Source organism: Pseudomonas sp. BIGb0164 (genome assembly GCF_024810135.1).
Lineage (GTDB): Bacteria > Pseudomonadota > Gammaproteobacteria > Pseudomonadales > Pseudomonadaceae > Aquipseudomonas.
On sequence record NZ_JANUEA010000009.1, the window covers coordinates 103,192 to 121,060 of the forward strand.

The following is a 17,869-nucleotide window of genomic DNA, read 5'->3' on the forward strand; positions in this document are numbered from 1 at the left end:
TGATGCCTACAACCTTAAGCAGCGAACTGTGATCAACAGGTCAACCCGTTGTGAAAAACTTGTCCTGTCCAATCCCATACATTTCAAGACTTTACAGATACAAGCAGTGGCATGGGGCCATCTTCGCCGAAAAGGAGGGGATCTGCCGCAGGATAGCGGCAGGGAGGGGGCTCAGGGTTTGACCTGGCTCAACTGGACGTGAAAGCGGCAGCCGTTGGGCTCCATGGTACTGAGGCTGACGCTCCAGCCCTGGTTCTCGCAGATGCGTTGCACCAGGGAAAGCCCGAGGCCCAGGCCGTCACCGCGCTTCTCATTGCCCCGTACAAACGGCTCGAACATCGCTTCGCGCTTGTCTTCGGGGATGCCCACGCCAGAGTCTTCCACCACAAAACCACTGGGTTCCAGGGTCAAGCGGATAAACCCTTGCTCAGTGTAGTGCAAGGCATTGCGCAGCAGGTTGCCCATGACCGCATGCAGGAACGTCGTGTTATAGCGTGTATCCAGCGGCTGGCCAGGCTGGTAGATCAGCTCCAGTCCCTTGCGCTCGATGGGTTCACGCCAGATGCCAAGCAGGTCGTCCGCCACCTGGGAGAGGCTGACCTGAGGCGACATGGCGCCGTTATCGTGCTGGGCACGGGCGAGCATCAGGAAGGTCTGCACCAGTTCGCGCATTTCCTCACACGCCCGGGCAATCCGCTCGACCTGGTTGCGACCGCGCTGGTCGATGGCCGGGTTTTCCAGCAGCAATTCGCAGGAGCTGGCCAGCACCATCAAGGGCGTGCGCAACTCGTGGCTCACATCGCTGGTAAACATCTGCTCGCGGTTCAGCGCCTGGCGCAACCGGCCCAGGGTGGCGTCGAAGGCCACGGCCAACTCGCCCACTTCGTCAGCCGCATAGTCAGGCGCCAAGGGCGGTGCCAGGCCCAGCAGTTGGTCACGATGGCGAACCTGGCGGGCCAGGCGTACCACCGGCGCCATCACCTTGCGCGCCAACACCCAGCCGAGGAACACCGCCAGTGCCAGGCTGAGCACAAAACCTACCAGCACCACGGCGAACAGCACGCGCTCACGTTCTTCAAAATCACTCTGATCCTGCAGCAGCACGTAGCGCCGGCCGTCGACCACTTCCACCATGGCGTGGTACGACAGCGCCTCGCGAAACACTTCGTGAAAACCCGGCTCCAGGTGCCGCAGGTCCTTGGGCAGCTCGAAATCACCGCGCCCACCGCTGAAGTAAAACAGTTGGTCCGGCTCGGGTCGGTGGCTCCAGTCTTCGACGCTGTCCATCAGCAGCAGGCGTTGCAAATCACCGCCCAAACCGGCTGAGATGAGTTTTTCTTCCACCAAATGCACGGTGGCGACAATGCCCATGGCGAAGGCTCCCGCCACCAGTGCGCTCATCAACGCAAAGGCGATGATGATCCGCTGGGCAAGGCTTTGCTTAAACTCCATCACGACCCTCGGCCAGGCGATAACCCACGCCGTGCACCGTTTGCAGCAACGGCTTGGCGAACGGTTTATCGATCACTTGGCGCAATTGGTGAACGTGGCTGCGCAAGCTGTCGCTGTCCGGGCAGTCATCACCCCACAACGCTTCTTCGAGAATTTCCCGGCGCAGCACATGCGGGCTCTTTTGCATCAACACCGCCAGCAACTTCAGGCCGACCGGGTTGAGCTTGAGCAGGCGCCCTTCGCGGGTGACTTCCAACGTATCAAGGTCGTAGCTCAGGTCGCCGACTTGCAGGGCACGTCGCCCGCCACCCTGGGCACGGCGCAAGACGGCTTCGATGCGGGCCGCCAGTTCCGACAGGGCGAACGGTTTGAGCAGGTAGTCATCGGCGCCGGACTTGAAGCCCTGCAGCCGGTCATCCAGTTGGTCGCGAGCGGTGAGCATGATCACCGGTGTGTCGCGGCGTGCGTCTTCGCGCAGGCGTTTGCACAGGGTGTAGCCATCAATACCTGGCAACATGATGTCGAGCACGATCAAGTCGTAGTGTTCGGTGGCAGCCAGGTGCAAGCCCGACAAACCGTCCTGCGCGCAGTCCACGGTATAGCCTTTTAGCCCCAGGTAATCCGCCAGATTGGCCAGAATATCGCGGTTGTCTTCAACCAATAAAATTCGCATGGGCAGTGTCTCCGTACGCGGTAACGGCCGTGTTGGCTCGCGCAGCTTAAGGCCAAGTGTGGCTCAGGGATAGACCTGGAAGGCCCGTCGATTAAGGTTTTCAACCGATATTTCAGTTGAACGAGATTTTCACTATAGCTTCACAGTTTAACGACAGCGCTGAAGCGAAAATTTTGGATCGATGGAACATTTTTATCGACAGGCAGACCGCTTTCGCGGGCAAGCCCGCTCCCACCTGTGGAGGGTGGGCACCTTCAGAACCGTTAACGTACGCCCAATAAAAAGCCCCGCCTGCATCACTGCAGGCGGGGCTTTTTCAGTACGGGGGTAAGGCTGGCTTACATCATGCCGCCCATGCCACCCATGCCGCCCATGTCTGGCATGCCGCCGCCAGCTGCGCCTTCAGCCTTCGGCTTGTCAGCGATTGCAGCTTCGGTGGTCAGAACCAGGCCACCAATGGAGGATGCGGCTTGCAGCGCGGAACGAGTCACCTTGGTAGGGTCCAGGATGCCCATTTCGATCATGTCGCCGTAGACGCCAGTTGCAGCGTTGTAACCGTAGTTACCTTTGCCGTTCTTGACTTCGTTGACCACCACGCTTGGCTCGTCGCCGGAGTTGGCAGCGATCTGGCGCAGTGGAGCTTCAACGGCACGACGCAGAACAGCGATACCCACGTCCTGATCGGCGTTGTCGCCTTTCAGACCAGTCAGGGCTTCCAGAGCACGGATCAGCGCTACGCCACCGCCAGGTACCACGCCTTCTTCAACGGCAGCACGGGTTGCGTGCAGGGCGTCTTCAACGCGGGCTTTCTTCTCTTTCATTTCAACTTCGGAACCCGCGCCCACCTTGATCACTGCAACGCCGCCGGACAGCTTGGCCAGACGCTCTTGCAGTTTTTCACGGTCGTAGTCGGACGAAGTCTCGGCAACCTGGGCACGGATCTGAGTGATGCGAGCCTGGATGTCCTGCTCAACGCCAGCACCGTCAACGATGATGGTGTTTTCTTTGGAGATGGTCACGCGCTTGGCGCTGCCCAGGTTTTCCAGGGTGGCGCTTTCCAGGCTCAGGCCGATCTCTTCGGAGATAACGGTACCGCCGGTCAGAACGGCGATGTCCTGCAGCATGGCCTTGCGACGGTCGCCGAAGCCTGGAGCCTTGACGGCTGCGACTTTAACGATGCCACGCATGTTGTTCACAACCAGGGTCGCCAGGGCTTCGCCTTCAACGTCTTCGGAAACGATCAGCAGCGGACGTCCGGCTTTGGCAACGGCTTCCAGCACCGGCAGCATTTCGCGGATGTTGGAGATCTTTTTGTCGACCAGCAGGATCAGCGGGCTGTCCAGCTCGGCAACCATGGTGTCTGGCTTGTTGACGAAGTACGGGGACAGGTAGCCACGGTCGAACTGCATGCCTTCTACAACCGACAGTTCGTTTTCCAGGCCAGTGCCTTCTTCAACAGTGATCACGCCTTCTTTGCCGACTTTTTCCATGGCTTCGGCAATGATGTCGCCGATGGAGCCGTCGGAGTTGGCGGAGATGGTGCCTACCTGAGCGATAGCCTTGGTGTCAGCGCATGGCTTGGACAGGTTTTTCAGCTCGGCAACAATGGCGATGGTCGCCTTGTCGATGCCGCGCTTCAGGTCCATCGGGTTCATGCCGGCAGCGACGGCTTTGTAGCCTTCGTTAACGATAGCCTGAGCCAGAACGGTAGCGGTGGTAGTACCGTCACCAGCGTCATCGTTGGCACGGGAGGCAACGTCTTTGACCAGCTGCGCGCCCATGTTTTCGAAACGGTCTTCCAGTTCGATTTCTTTGGCTACGGAAACGCCGTCCTTGGTGATGGTCGGAGCGCCGAAGCTCTTCTCGATGATCACGTTACGGCCTTTCGGGCCCAGGGTCGCTTTTACAGCGTCAGCCAGGACGTTGACACCAACGAGCATTTTCTTGCGGGCGGAATCGCCGAATTTAACTTCTTTAGCAGCCATGATCGATAATCCTTAAATTCTTTGGAGTAACGGGAAAGTGAGCGGAAAAATCACGCTTCCAGAACGGCGAGAATCTCGTTCTCGGCCATGACCAGCAGGTCTTCGCCGTCGACTTTCACAGTGTTGCTGCCGGAGTAAGGGCCGAATACAACCTTGTCACCGACTTTAACGGCCAGAGCACGCACTTCACCGTTTTCCAGGGTTTTGCCTGGACCAGCAGCGACGATCACACCGTGGTTGGCTTTTTCAGCAGCCGAACCTGGCAGAACGATACCGCCAGCGGTTTTCTTTTCTTCTTCGCTGCGACGGATTACGACGCGGTCGTGCAGAGGACGAAGCTTGCTCATTGTCGATCTCTCCTAATTGTGTTTTTCATCGGCCGGTGTCAGTACCGGCGGGTTGTAATCCGGCTGTGCCGGTCGCGGTTCGCCAAGCGAAACGCGGAAGTCTGTCTGGCGTTGCCACCAGAAACCTTGCGGTGACCGATACATAAGGGCGCATAAGCTTATTACAAGGGGCCTCGGCGGATTTTTTTTGCACTCGCCGGGCGGTAAAAGCAACACGGCACCCGAAGGTGCCGTGCTGGTTAAGCGGTTACTTGGTGTCGCGGTGTTCGAATTCGCCCTCAATCACGTCGCCTTCACGCTCCAGAGGCTGGCGCGGGGCTGGGCCGCCACGGGGTTGCAGGTCGTCGGCGAACGCTCGCTGACGGATCGCAGCCTCTTCGGCACGCTGGCGCATCTTGCCCGCCAGCAGCTTGCGGGTGAACGGCAGCAACATGACCAGGCCGACCACATCGCTGATAAAGCCCGGCAGGATCAGCAAGCCACCGGCCAGGGCCATCATCAGGCCTTCAAGCATGGTCTGGGCGGGCAGTTCGCCACGGTTCAGGCTTTCACGGGCACGAAGAGCCGTGGCCAGGCCGGCGACGCGCAGCACCAGAACGCCGAGCATCGAGCCGAGAATGATCAGCAACAGGGCGGGGAAAAACCCGATCGCGCTGCTGACTTGAACGAAGACGAACAGCTCCAACACCGGGAACAGCAGAAAGAGCAACAAAAAAGGGCGCATCAAATGGTTCCTCAACGCAAGAATGCCTTGCCAGTCCACCTTAGATGACGTCGCCGTTTCGTGAATTCAAGCACTGGCCGCTGCTTTTTTCGGCCAGACCTCGGCGTGAGCCAAGGAAACCAAGGCTTCGCGCACTTGTGTCGGGGTGTTGCAAGACTCCGCAAAGGGCAACCAATATAAGGATTGGCCTATACGCAGGTGCATGCCTTCACTGTCGATGCCCGCCAATTGAGCTGGCTCGGAGGTCGGCAAACCGGTGAGGTCGACGTAATGGGCGATGGCCTTGGTGTGATCGCTGTTCATGTGCTCGATCATGCTGCGCTCGGCCTTGCCGGCGAACGGGTTGGCGAGCGTCAGTTCATCGACCCAGTGAATCGCGCCAAACCCGCCGATATAACGGTGACGCACCGGCTTGAGCACCCAGAAGTCGAAGTCATGGGCCTTGTGGTAATTGGCGGAATCGGGGAAGTAGCGGTAATAACGCTCGGCTGCCGCCTCGATGGCTGCGGCGTCTTCCAGCTTCTCGGCTTCGGCCAGGTAGGTCAGGCGCCCTACCGCTTGCACATCATCGGCCTCGCGCTCACCCACCAGCAACGAGCACTTGGGGTCTTTCTGCAGGTTATGGGTGTGCTGGGCGATGCGGCTGATCAGGATCAGCGGGCGGCCTTGATCGTCGAGGCAATACGGCACTACCGAGCCGAAGGGAAAGCCAGGCATGGCTTTGGACAGTGTGGCGAGCGCCCCACGGTATTCCTTGAGCAACAGCTCTCGGGCGTTCTTGGCAACCTGTATGCTCAACGTATGACTCCTCGGGGTATTCAGCCGCCCATGGCATATGGGAATGGATCTCAACCACAAGGTAATCAATATCGGCAAAGGTTGCCAAGCAGGTTTTGTAAGGCTGTTTACCAGGCCACGCCGAACCCTGCGGTGTAGCGCGTCTTGCTCAGGCTGCTGTCCGAATCGCCGCTGATGATGTCGCGCTCGGCCTTGAGGTTGAGCGAGGCCCACTCGGTGACTTTGTAGCGCAGGCCCATTTCCGCATCCAGGGAGTAATCCACCGGTCCGTCGATCGGCCGGCCCAATTCACCGTTGGTAAAGAACTCGACCGTCTTGCCCACCAGGTAGCGGTTGTAGTTCCACTTCATGGCCACGGAGTAGAAGTTGTCCTTACCGCCGTCGGAATATTCGTAATCGGTGCGGTTGACCAGCGAACCCAACGAGAACGCGCCCAGCTCATCGTCCCAGAACTGGTAGCCCGGGCCGGTGCCGACGGTGCGCTGGCGGGACAGGTCTTCCACCTTGTCACGCTTGTAGGTCAGGCGGCCCTGCCAGAACCAGTGCTCAGTCAGGAAGCGGTCCAGGTCGTACTCCAGGGCCCAGTTGTCGGTGGTGGTGACGTCGTCCTGGAACTCGCGGTTGTACTCGCCCTGCCCGGTGTGGCGCCATTGGCCGTGGCGGGCGGTGGTCTTGAAGTCGATGTCGTAGTCGTTGGTGTCTTTTTCTGCGCGCTTGTAGTCCAGCGCCAGGTCGACGTTGCCTTTCCACACCAGGTCTTCGATCACAGGCTTGGGCTTGATGATCTGCTGGATGCTTGCCAATTCGACGGTCTTGGGCGCTTCGCCATTGGCCAGGACTACTTTGCCGTCGTCCGCGGCTTTGAGCGACTTGGCCTTCTCGCCCGTGTAGGCATCCTGCTTGACCAGCAATTCCTGATCGCTCTCCAGGGTTTTCACCTGCTTCCAATCCACCGGGATAGCCCCTGCGTAATCGGTCTGGATCAGCAGCTTGCCACCGTCGAAGACCTTGATCTTGCCGGTCAGGCGGTCACCGTTCTTCAACCAGACGGTGTCGGCCAACAAAGGCGTGGAGGCGCTGAAAACAGCGAGGCACAGCAGGGTTCTGGACAACATAAGCAGGTTCTGGGCTCAAGTTTGACAAAAAAGTCGGCATTATCGTGTTAGATAACGCCTTAGCAAGGACTGACTCAGGGATTTGGGTTGAGTTCATTGTTCATCGCGATATTTACAGACGTTTCTGACAAAGATGCCGACGATCTCAACGGATATGCCCACAGTGAATGAACCTGCCGAAACCCCGCAAAGCCCCGCCGAGATGCGCCGCACGGCGCTGTACCTGACCCTGGCGCAGGTCCCGCCAGGCTGCGTGGTGAGCTACGGCGAGTTGGCCCAACTGGCGGGCCTTGGGCGTGCGGCGCGCTGGGTCGGGCGTACCTTGAGCCAGCTTCCGGAAGACACCCGGCTGCCCTGGCACCGGGTGCTGGGTGCCGGCGGTCGGATAAGCCTTCCCGTGGGCAGTGCCTCAGGTGACGAGCAACGCGCGCGATTGCGCAGCGAAGGCGTCACGATCCGCAACAATCGCGTGGATATTCAGCGCCATGGCTGGCGCCCGGTAGAGCACAGCGGTTAGAGTGCGCGCTTTGTTTCCGCAAATCTGAGGCAGACTCCAGCCCATGCCCCGTAAAACCTGGCGCGCCGCGCTCGCCGCCTATGCCAGCCCCTCGACGTTAGTGCTGTTGTTGCTCGGCTTCGCCGCCGGTTTGCCTTACATGTTGGTGTTCTCGACGCTTTCAGTGTGGTTGCGCGAGGCCGGTGTGGCCCGCGAGACCATCGGCTATGCGAGCCTGATCGGTCTGGCCTACGCCTTTAAATGGGTCTGGTCACCGCTGCTCGACCAATGGCGCCTGCCGCTGCTGGGTAAACTCGGGCGTCGTCGTTCCTGGCTGGTGCTTGCCCAGTCACTGGTGATCCTCGGATTGATCGGCATGGGCTTCTGCGATCCGCAGAAACATCTGTCCTGGCTGATCGCCATCGCTGTCATCGTCGCCTTCGCGTCGGCCACCCAAGATATTGCGGTGGACGCCTATCGCCTGGAAATCGCCGACGACAGCCGCCAAGCCGCCCTGGCGGCCAGCTACATGTCTGGCTACCGCATTGCCGCCCTACTGGCGACGGCCGGCGCGCTGTTCTTCGCCGAAGGCTTCGGCTCGACCGGCTTCAACTATAAGCACTCGGCCTGGACCGGTACCTACGTGTTGTTCGGCGTGCTGATGATCCCGGCGCTGCTGACCACCCTGTTCATGCGCGAGCCGAACGTACCGCTGCGCACCCAGTTGCAGGCCGGTCGCTACAGCTTCGTGCACCAGTTGGTGTCGGTGTTCGTCCTGATTGTGCTACTGGTCTCGGTGCCGGCGATGTTCACCCAGTTGTACAACACGGATTTCGCCAGCGTGCTGTTCCATGGCGTCAGCCTGTGGGAACTGCTGATGGAAGACCGCGCCTTCCTGCGCGCCATTCTCTACATCACCCTTACCTGCCTGTGCCTTTCGGCGATGGGTCGCCGTGGCCTGGCGCCGGTGCTGACGCCGGTCAACGACTTCATCGTGCGCTACCGCTGGCAGGCACTGCTGCTGCTCGGGCTGATTGCGACCTACCGCATGTCCGACACCGTGATGGGCGTGATGGCGAACGTGTTCTACATCGACCAGGGCTTTACCAAGGACCAGATCGCCGGAGTGAGCAAGATCTTCGGCCTGATCATGACCCTGCTCGGCGCGGGCATGGGCGGCCTGTTGATTGTGCGGTTCGGCATCCTGCCGATCCTGTTCATCGGCGGCGTGGCTTCGGCAGGGACCAACCTGCTGTTCGTGATGCTCGCCGACATGGGCCCGGACCTGCAGATGCTGATTTTCACGATTTCCCTGGATAACTTCAGCTCCGGCCTGGCCACCTCGGCCTTCGTGGCCTACCTGTCGAGCCTGACCAACCTCAAGTTCTCCGCGACCCAATATGCGCTGCTGAGCTCGATCATGCTGTTGCTGCCGCGCCTGATCGGTGGCTATTCAGGGGTGATGGTGGAGAAGTTCGGTTATCACAACTTCTTCCTGATCACCTGCCTGCTGGGCGTGCCGACGCTGTTCCTGATTGCCTTGCATTGGTTCCAGGAGAATCGGCGGGCTCGGTTGAATCCACCCGCTGACGAAGTATCCCCCCTGTAGGAGCCGGCTTGCCGGCGATGAGGCCCGCAAGCCTCGCGTCAATCTCAAAGACGCCATCGCCGGCAAGCCGGCTCCTACATACCCCTCTGTATTCTGATGCCTGTACTCCGGCAGTTTGCGCCCGTACAATCCAGAGTCATTTCAAGTCCAAGCAACCGACAACGGCCTACCATGCGTACCAGTCAATATTTGCTCGCCACACAGAAAGAAACGCCTTCCGACGCGGTTGTGATCAGCCATCAGCTGATGCTGCGTGCCGGCATGATCCGCAAACTGGCCTCCGGCCTGTACACCTGGCTGCCCATGGGTTTGAAGGTGATGCGCAAGGTCGAAGCCATCGTTCGTGAAGAAATGAACGCCGCCGGCTCTCTGGAAGTGTTGATGCCGAGCACTCAACCGGCTGAACTGTGGCAGGAATCCGGGCGCTGGGAAGAGTACGGCCCTGAGTTGCTGCGCTTCAAGGACCGTCATGGCCGCGATTTCTGCGCCGGCCCGACCCACGAAGAAGTGATCACCGACCTGATGCGCAACGAGCTGAGCAGCTACAAGCAGCTGCCGCTGAACCTGTATCAGATCCAGACCAAGTTCCGTGACGAAATCCGCCCACGCTTCGGCTTGATGCGCGGCCGCGAATTCATCATGAAGGACGCGTACTCGTTCCACGCCGACCAGGCGTCCCTGCAGGTCACCTACGACCGCATGCACACCGCCTACTGCAACGTGTTCACGCGCCTGGGCCTGAAATTCCGCCCGGTTGAAGCGGACAACGGCTCCATCGGTGGTGCCGGTTCCCACGAATTCCACGTACTGGCCGAGTCCGGCGAAGACGATATCGTGTTCAGCAACGGTTCCGACTACGCGGCGAACATCGAGAAAGCCGAAGCCGTGCCACGGGAAACCTCCCGCCCAGCACCGGCTGAAGAGCTGCGCCTGGTGGACACCCCAGAGACCAAGACCATCGCGGCCCTGGTGGAAAAATTCAATCTGCCGATTGAAAAGACCATCAAGACCCTGATCGTGCGCGCTGAAGAAGAAGGCAAGCTGATCGCCCTGGTCATCCGTGGCGACCACGAGCTCAACGAAATCAAGGCGGCCCAGCAACCTGGCGTGGCCAGCCCGCTGGTCATGGCCACCGATGCCGAACTGCGCGACGCCATTGGCGCCGGTGCGGGTTCCCTCGGCCCGCTGAACCTGCCGCTGCCGATCATCATCGACCGCTCGGTCGAGCTGATGAGCGACTTCGGTATCGGCGCGAACATCGACGACAAGCACTACTTCGGCGTGAACTGGGAGCGTGACCTGCCGGTGCCGACCGTGGCCGACCTGCGTAACGTGGTGGCCGGCGACCCAAGCCCGGACGGCAAGGGCACCCTGGAGATCAAGCGCGGCATCGAAGTCGGGCACATCTTCCAGCTGGGCAACAAGTACAGCAAGGCGATGAAGTGCGAAGTGCTGGGCGAGAACGGCAAGCCGATCACCCTGGAAATGGGTTGCTACGGCATTGGCGTGTCCCGCGTGGTGGCGGCTGCCATCGAGCAGAACAACGACGAGAAAGGCATCATCTGGAGCGACGCCCTGGCCCCGTTCCAAATCGCCCTGGTACCGCTGCGCTACGACAACGAGCAAGTACGCGAAGCCACCGACAACCTGTATGCCGAACTGACGGCTGCCGGTTTTGAAGTGTTGCTCGATGACCGGGACAAGAAAACCAGCCCGGGCATCAAGTTCGCCGACATGGAACTGATTGGCATCCCGCACCGTATCGTGGTCAGTGACCGCGGCCTGGCCGATGGCAATCTGGAATACAAGAGCCGGACCGAAGCCGAAGCCCAACCGTTGCCGGTGGCTGACGTGCTGTCTTTCCTTCAGGCGCGTATTCGTCGCTGAAAACCAGATCAAGAGAAGTCATGTTCAAGCGAAACACCAGAGCCTTGGGGGGCGCCGCCTTGTGCGGCGCCCTGCTGGTCAGCGGCTGCGCCAACCAGATGTCGCAACGCAGTGAGCACGAGGAGCGGGTCGAGCGTAAGTTGCTCGACCACAGCCTGCAGATCGATGTAGGCGAGCCCAAAGTGCTGGAGCTGCCGCAACGCCGGGTTCGGATTCACGAGCAAAAGACCTTTGAGGTCACCGAGTTCGAAGTCACCCGTCGTTACGATCGCTACACCCCCTACCAACCCTGGCGCAAACTCTACGAGATGCCTCTGGGTGCGGTGGCCCTGGTGGCTGGCGCGGGTGCCAACGTGGCGAACATCTTCGCCCTCGGCAACCTGCCCACCAGCATGACCCGCGACTGGCTGAGCTACGGCGTGGACGGCATCAACCCGTTCATGAACGTGCAATCCCATGGCCGTGCGCAACAGAACCTGGCGGGTATCGACGAAGTCCAGCGCGACAAACGCGTGGAGTATTCGAGCCTGCCCTGGAGCGAACGCCCGGTGCAGGTCACTGCCGGCAAGCAGACCCATGAGCTGACCACCGACCGCAATGGCGTCCTGCGCCTGAACCTGTTGGACAGCCCATTTGCCGAACAGGACCTGAACCGCGTCAGCACCTTGAAGATCAGCGTGGAAGATGGCCAGGACGATGTGCATTCGGACTCGACCCTGGCGATCAGCAGCACCCTGCGCAGCAAGTTGCTGGAGGCCCACGGCCTGATCTACGACGACCTGGAAGACGACGAGGTCAACCAGTGGGTGCATCGCGTCAAGCGCCTGTCGGAGTTGGGGCTGGAAGAAGAAGCCAGTGAACTGGAACAAAGCCTGATCGAACTGACCCGCAATGATCCGGAGTTGCAGCAGGAATTCCTGCAGGCATTGACCAAGGATGCGGGGCGTTTGGTGGCAGACCCTGGCGCACGCTAATATTTTTTGACCGCTGAAAATCTAAATGTGGGAGCGGGCTTGCTCGCGAAGACGGAGTGTCAGTCAATGCTGCTGTAACTGATTCACCGCTGTCGCGAGCAAGCCCGCTCCCACATTTGGTTTCCGGTTTCTACCAAGAGAACTCCAGTTGTTCGTTACCACCACTCAAATCCAATAACCGCACGCCAATCCCCAGCAACCGCACCGGCTTGCCACCGCGATTAAACGCCTGCGTCAGCAGCTGTTGATAACTCTCAAGATCCCGCCCTGCCCCCGCCTGCTCCAAGGTGGTCTGGGTAAAGTCATGAAACTTCACTTTCACGAACGGCTTACCCGCGCGGTAACTGCTGTCGATGCGCGCCATGCGCCCGGCCAGTGTTTCCATCAGTTCAGGCAGTTTCGCCAGGCAGCTTGAAAGGTCCGGCAGGTCAACATCGTAGGTGTTTTCCACACTGATCGATTGGCGGCGGCTGTCGTTCTGCACGGCGCGATCATCAATCCCACGAGCCAGACTCCACAGTCTTTCACCGAAACTGCCGAACTCACGCACCAGCGCCAATTTGTTCCACTCGCGCAATTGCAGGCAGTCTTCGATACCCAGGCGTGCCAGCTTGTCCGCCGTGACCTTGCCCACCCCGTGCAACTTGCTGACGCGCAGCTGGGACACAAAATCCTCGACCTGATCCGGCGTGATCACATACAGCCCGTTGGGTTTCTTCCAGTCGCTGGCGATCTTGGCCAAAAACTTGTTCGGCGCGACCCCGGCAGACACCGTGATATGCAACTGGTTGGAGACCCGACGGCGGATGTCCTGGGCGATACGCGTGGCGCTGCCGCCAAAGTGCGAGCTGTCGGAGACGTCCAGGTAGGCTTCATCCAGGGATAAGGGCTCGATCAAGTCGGTGTAATCGCGAAAGATCGTCTGGATTTCCTTGGACGCTTCTTTATAGGCGTCCATGCGCGGCTTGACGATGGTCAAGTCCGGGCACAGCTTCAGGGCGTGGCGTGAAGACATGGCCGAGCGCACGCCGTAGGCCCGCGCCTCGTAGTTACAGGTGGCGATCACCCCACGCCGGTCCGCCGAGCCGCCCACGGCCAGGGGCTTTTGCGCCAGGCTCGGGTCATCGCGCATCTCGATGGCGGCGTAGAAGCAATCACAGTCGACGTGGATGATTTTGCGCTGCGTCATATAAAGGGGTGTGGTCCAACGGGTGGCCAGTATCGCATTCACCCCTGTATATAGCACCAGTAGTTTGATTCTTCCGCCCGAGCGGTAGGAAATTTCGCCAATGAATTTATTTTCTCAATCGAATTCGACAATCCGATAGAGCTGAAAGCCACGGCCTGACTGGTCCCAAGCCCTTTCGGCAACCCACTACGAAGCGCTAACCGATTGAAGCAGAAGCGCTTTTCCTGGAATCTGCGGTTGACACACCGAAGTTCCTCTGTAGAATGCCGACCCACAGACGCGGGATGGAGCAGTCTGGTAGCTCGTCGGGCTCATAACCCGAAGGTCGTCGGTTCAAATCCGGCTCCCGCAACCAAACATCAAAAAAGGCTACTCGAAAGAGTGGCCTTTTTTGTATCCGGTGAAAAAGTTCTTCTGAAACAATGACATGGCATATTTCATGAAACCCTATACGGTTTGTTGAGTCCATGTCTTTGCAAGCTATGCTCAATGCTCAAGCGCTACCCTCTACGACCAATGGCCGCTGTCGCCGCCCCCGGCGATACGCGTTAATATTTGTAATTATTTTGTCCATAGGGATTGGTAACTTGGCTGGATACCTCCATCCTGTCGCGCACAATCCACGAGGTGATTGATGCGCGCCAACTCGTCTGAACCACAAGACACTGTTACAGCAGAACAACCGATCACTCCCACTCGTTTGCGTTGGCTGGATCTGTTGAGCAAATACCGTCAGCCCATCGGGTTGGCCGTTACCCTGTTGCTGTTCGCAATCGCCCTGATCGCCTGCCGACACCTGCTGCTGGAACTGGATCTCTACGCCCTCCACGATTCGATCCTGGAAGTGCCCAAGCCCGCCCTGCTCGGTGCATTTGCCGCCGCCGTGGCCGGTTTCATCATTTTGTTGGGCTATGAATTTTCCGGTGCGCGTTATGCCGGCGTGAAGTTGCCGGCCAAGACCCTGGCCCTCGGCGGCTTTACCGCCTTCGCCATCGGCAATGCCATTGGCTTGTCGATGCTCTCGGGCGGTTCGGTGCGCTACCGTTTATATGCACGTCATGGCATCGGCGCTTCGGAAGTGGCCCACATGACCGTGTTTGCCAGCCTGGCCCTCGGCACCGCCCTGCCGCCGCTGGCCGCCCTGGCGACCTTGAGCAACCTGCCCGCTGCCGCAACCTACTTGCATCTGCCGCAGATGGTGCTCGGCGGCATTGCCGGCGCGGTGCTGCTGCTGTCGACCGTGCTGTGCATCGGCATTTATCGTCGCCGTCTGCCCGAACAACCCTACCCAGACAACCTGCTGGTCAAGGCTGGCCGTCGTACCCTGCGCCTGCCGGGCCGCCGCCTGACGTTCCTGCAACTGATCATCACCGCACTGGACGTCGCCGCCGCTGCGACCGTCCTTTATATGCTGCTGCCGGAAGCGCCACCGTTCGGCCCGTTCCTGCTGGTGTACCTGCTGGCCCTGGCGGCCGGTGTACTCAGCCACGTACCGGGCGGCGTGGGTGTATTTGAAGCCATCCTGCTGGCCGCCTTTGCCGACAAGCTTGGCGCCGCGCCGCTGGCCGCAGCCCTGTTGCTGTACCGGATGATCTACGTGGTACTGCCGCTGTTGATCGCCTGTGTGTTCCTGCTGGTCAACGAAGCCCAGCGCCTGTTCCAAACGCAGCAGAGCCTGCGGGTTGCATCCGGCCTGGCGGCGCCGGTACTGGCCGTACTGGTTTTTTTGTCAGGCGTGGTCCTGCTGTTTTCCGGCGCCACGCCAGAAATCGACTCACGCCTGGAAAACATCGGCTTCCTGATTCCCCACCGTCTGATTGACGCCTCCCACTTTGGCGCCAGCCTGATCGGCGTGCTCTGCCTGCTGCTCGCCCAGGGCCTGCGCCGACGCTTGTCGGCAGCCTGGATGCTGACGATGGTGCTGCTGCTGACCGGCGCTCTGCTCTCGCTGCTCAAGGGTTTCGACTGGGAAGAAGCCAGCCTGATGATCATGACCGCGGTGCTGCTGGCGATCTTCCGTCGCTCGTTCTACCGCGCCAGCCGCCTGACTGAACTGCCGTTCTCACCGCTGTACCTGGTGGCCAGTGTCTGCGTGCTGGGCGCCTCGATCTGGCTACTGCTGTTTGCCTATCAGGATGTCCCGTACAGCCATCAACTGTGGTGGCAGTTCACCCTCGACGCCAACGCTCCCCGTGGCTTGCGTTCGCTGCTGGGTGCCGCCGTGCTGCTGGTGATCGTGTCGCTGACCTGGCTGCTGCGCACCGCACGCCCGGTCATCCACCTGCCGACTCCGGATGAGCTGGAGCGCGCCACCAAGATCCTGATGGCCTCGTCCCAGCCTGACGGTGGCCTCGCGCTGACCGGCGACAAGGCGCTGCTGTTCCACCCCAACGATGAAGCCTTCCTGATGTACGCCCGTCGCGGGCGCAGCCTGGTGGCCTTGTATGACCCCATCGGCCCGACCCAACCCCGGGCCGAAATGATCTGGCAGTTCCGTGACCTGTGCGACATCCACCACGCCCGCCCGGTGTTCTATCAGGTGCGCGCCGAGAACCTGCCGTACTACATGGACATCGGCCTCACCGCGATCAAACTGGGTGAAGAAGCCCGCGTCGACCTGAAACGCTTTGACCTGGAAGCCAAGGGCAAAGAGATGAAGGACCTGCGCTACACCTGGAACCGTGGCACCCGGGACGGCCTGTCCCTGGAGATCTTCGATCCGGGCCATGCACCGATGGATGAACTCAAGGTCATCTCCGATGCCTGGCTGACCGGCAAGAACGTGCGGGAAAAGGGCTTTTCCCTGGGACGCTTCAGCGACGACTACCTCAAGCACTTTCGCATCGCGATCATTCGCTTCGAAGGGCGCCCGGTGGCCTTCGCCAACCTGCTCGAGACTTACAACCACGACCTGGCCAGCCTCGACCTGATGCGCGCCCACCCGGACGCGCCCAAGCTGACCATGGAGTTCATGATGGTCGGTCTGATCCAACATTATAAGAACCATGACTACGCCCGCTTCAGCCTCGGCATGGTGCCGTTGTCGGGCCTGCAACCGCGTCGTGGCGCCCCGCTGACCCAACGCCTGGGTTCGATGGTGTTCCGCCGTGGCGAGCAGCTGTATAACTTCCAAGGTTTGCGCCGCTTCAAAGACAAATTCCAGCCTGACTGGGAACCCCGTTACATGGCCGTGCCCGCAGGACTTGATCCGCTGGTGGCACTGGCCGATACCGCCGCCCTGATCGCGGGCGGCTTGACTGGATTGGTGAAACGCTGATGATTCGACGCTCCTGGCGGTATGTATTGGCCTTTGTAGTGCTGCTCGCCCTGATCCTGGGTGGCGGCTATTGGTACTGGAACCGCCCTGCCCCGCAACCGACCCTGGAGCAACTGCCCCAGGCCGACGGTTCTGTCATGACCCGCGTCACCCCGGCGGGCACGGCCAAAGCCCGCGTCGCCGTGGCGGTGCTGGCCGCTGACACCCTGAGCGACAGCCAGTTGATTGCCCTGAGCCAAGGCGGCAAGGCACAGATTGTCCAAGTGATCCTGCCAAAGGATGACTGCACGCTGCAGGAACAAGCCCTGCAAGGCGCCCTGAGCCAACTCAAGGGCCCGGCAACCCTCGTCAGCGGCATCGGCCCTGGCGCAGCGCTGGCATGGCGCTGGCTGGCGGCACAGAATGACGACAAGGCCAACGCCATCTCCGTCGGCTTCGCCATGACGCAGGAAGGCTGCAAGGACCCATTGCCAAAAACCTCTGCCCACGGCAGCTGGCTGGTGGCCTGGAACGATAACCCTGACGACGATGCCGCCAGTTTCGTACGCGATACGCCGCGCGCCACCACCAGCATCAGCGACTACGACATTCACTACCCGCAAGTGCTGAACAACGAACTGCGCAAGCAATTGGTCGGTTCGGACAACGGCGGCCTGGCCATTCCCGTGGTGGAAGTGCCCGCCGGCCAAGCCAAGGACACCGTGACCCTGTTCCTCTCCGGTGACGGTGGCTGGCGTGACCTGGACCGCGACGTGGCCGGCGAAATGGCCAAGATCGGCTACCCAGTGGTCGGCATCGACACCCTGCGCTACTACTGGCAGCACAAGACCCCGGAACAAAGCGCCAAGGACCTCACCGAGCTGATGCAGCACTATCGGCAGAAATGGGGCACCAAGCGCTTCGTGCTGACCGGCTATTCGTTCGGCGCCGACGTACTGCCGGCCATCTACAACCGCCTGCCGGAAAACGAGCAACAGCGCGTGGATGCAATCATCCTGCTGGCGTTCGCCCGCACCGGCAGCTTCGAGATTGAAGTCGAAGGCTGGCTGGGCAACGCCGGCAAAGAAGCCGCCACCGGCCCGGAAATGGCCAAGCTGCCAGCGGACAAAGTGGTGTGCATCTACGGTGCCGAAGAAGTCGACGAGAGTGGCTGCACCGACAAGACTGCCGTGGGCGAAGCCGTGAAGCTGCCGGGTGGGCATCACTTCGATGAGAACTACCCGGCGCTGGCACAGCGCTTGGTCGACATCATCGTGAAGCACCAGGCCAAGGACAAAGCCGAGTAACCCCCGGCTGTACACAAACTAAAATGTGGGAGCTGGCTTGCCTGCGACAGCATCACC

At 60.4% G+C, this 17,869-nt stretch carries 14 protein-coding genes and 1 tRNA gene; 7 read left to right on the plus strand and 8 right to left on the minus strand.

Annotation, left to right across the window (positions count from 1 at the left end; genetic code table 11):
- Positions 1–171: 171 nt before the first annotated feature.
- The 7 genes from M2394_RS22785 to M2394_RS22815 all read right to left on the minus strand — a co-directional run bounded on the left by M2394_RS22785 (position 172) and on the right by M2394_RS22815 (position 7,094).
- A complete protein-coding gene (locus M2394_RS22785) occupies positions 172–1,452 on the minus strand; it encodes a HAMP domain-containing sensor histidine kinase (protein ID WP_178921704.1) in 1,281 nt (426 codons plus the stop codon).
- Entirely contained in the window at positions 1,442–2,125 is a 684-nt protein-coding gene (gene colR, locus M2394_RS22790) for a two-component system response regulator ColR (protein ID WP_003175870.1), read from the minus strand. The genes M2394_RS22785 and colR overlap by 11 nt, the downstream gene beginning before the upstream one ends.
- Before the next feature lie 338 nt (positions 2,126–2,463).
- Complete coding sequence (groL, locus tag M2394_RS22795) at positions 2,464–4,110, minus strand: chaperonin GroEL (RefSeq protein WP_178921703.1); 1,647 nt, start codon at positions 4,108–4,110, stop codon at positions 2,464–2,466.
- A 50-nt stretch (positions 4,111–4,160) separates the two neighbouring features.
- Positions 4,161–4,457, minus strand: coding sequence for a co-chaperone GroES (groES, locus tag M2394_RS22800; RefSeq protein WP_016975516.1), 297 nt, complete (start codon positions 4,455–4,457; stop codon positions 4,161–4,163).
- Positions 4,458–4,704: 247 nt separating this feature from the next.
- A complete protein-coding gene (locus M2394_RS22805) occupies positions 4,705–5,181 on the minus strand; it encodes an FxsA family protein (protein ID WP_259174668.1) in 477 nt (158 codons plus the stop codon).
- A 66-nt stretch (positions 5,182–5,247) separates the two neighbouring features.
- Entirely contained in the window at positions 5,248–5,979 is a 732-nt protein-coding gene (locus M2394_RS22810) for a HugZ family protein (protein WP_259174669.1), read from the minus strand.
- Between the two features lie 107 nt (positions 5,980–6,086).
- Positions 6,087–7,094 (minus strand): DUF481 domain-containing protein, encoded by a 1,008-nt coding sequence (locus M2394_RS22815; protein ID WP_176994370.1) that lies wholly within the window; start codon positions 7,092–7,094, stop codon positions 6,087–6,089.
- A 154-nt stretch (positions 7,095–7,248) separates the two neighbouring features.
- On the opposite strand from M2394_RS22815, the gene M2394_RS22820 reads away from it, so the two are divergent.
- The 4 genes from M2394_RS22820 to M2394_RS22835 all read left to right on the plus strand — a co-directional run bounded on the left by M2394_RS22820 (position 7,249) and on the right by M2394_RS22835 (position 12,060).
- A complete protein-coding gene (locus M2394_RS22820; RefSeq protein ID WP_256732863.1) occupies positions 7,249–7,611 on the plus strand; it encodes an MGMT family protein in 363 nt (120 codons plus the stop codon).
- Between the two features lie 43 nt (positions 7,612–7,654).
- Entirely contained in the window at positions 7,655–9,199 is a 1,545-nt protein-coding gene (locus M2394_RS22825) for an AmpG family muropeptide MFS transporter (RefSeq protein WP_178921699.1), read from the plus strand.
- A 171-nt stretch (positions 9,200–9,370) separates the two neighbouring features.
- Positions 9,371–11,086, plus strand: coding sequence for a proline--tRNA ligase (locus tag M2394_RS22830; protein ID WP_178921697.1), 1,716 nt, complete (start codon positions 9,371–9,373; stop codon positions 11,084–11,086).
- 20 nt (positions 11,087–11,106) lie between these two features.
- Positions 11,107–12,060 carry a hypothetical protein gene (locus tag M2394_RS22835; protein ID WP_176994374.1) on the plus strand — a complete coding sequence of 318 codons (954 nt, stop codon included), beginning with the start codon at positions 11,107–11,109 and terminating at the stop codon, positions 12,058–12,060.
- A gap of 130 nt (positions 12,061–12,190) precedes the next feature.
- Here the strand turns inward: M2394_RS22835 and dinB are convergent, their stop codons facing one another.
- Complete coding sequence (gene dinB / locus M2394_RS22840) at positions 12,191–13,249, minus strand: DNA polymerase IV (protein WP_178921695.1); 1,059 nt, start codon at positions 13,247–13,249, stop codon at positions 12,191–12,193.
- A gap of 278 nt (positions 13,250–13,527) precedes the next feature.
- Between dinB and M2394_RS22845 the strand changes: the two genes are divergently transcribed.
- The 3 genes from M2394_RS22845 (at position 13,528) to M2394_RS22855 (ending at position 17,812) form a co-directional block, all read left to right on the plus strand.
- Positions 13,528–13,604, plus strand: a tRNA-Met gene (locus M2394_RS22845).
- Between the two features lie 279 nt (positions 13,605–13,883).
- The gene (gene mprF / locus M2394_RS22850; RefSeq protein ID WP_176994376.1) at positions 13,884–16,526 is read left to right on the plus strand and encodes a bifunctional lysylphosphatidylglycerol flippase/synthetase MprF; all 2,643 of its coding nucleotides are present in this window, start codon (positions 13,884–13,886) and stop codon (positions 16,524–16,526) included.
- Entirely contained in the window at positions 16,526–17,812 is a 1,287-nt protein-coding gene (locus M2394_RS22855) for a virulence factor family protein (RefSeq protein ID WP_259174670.1), read from the plus strand. Before mprF ends, M2394_RS22855 begins: the two co-directional genes overlap by 1 nt.
- The last annotated feature ends 57 nt before the right edge of the window (positions 17,813–17,869 follow it).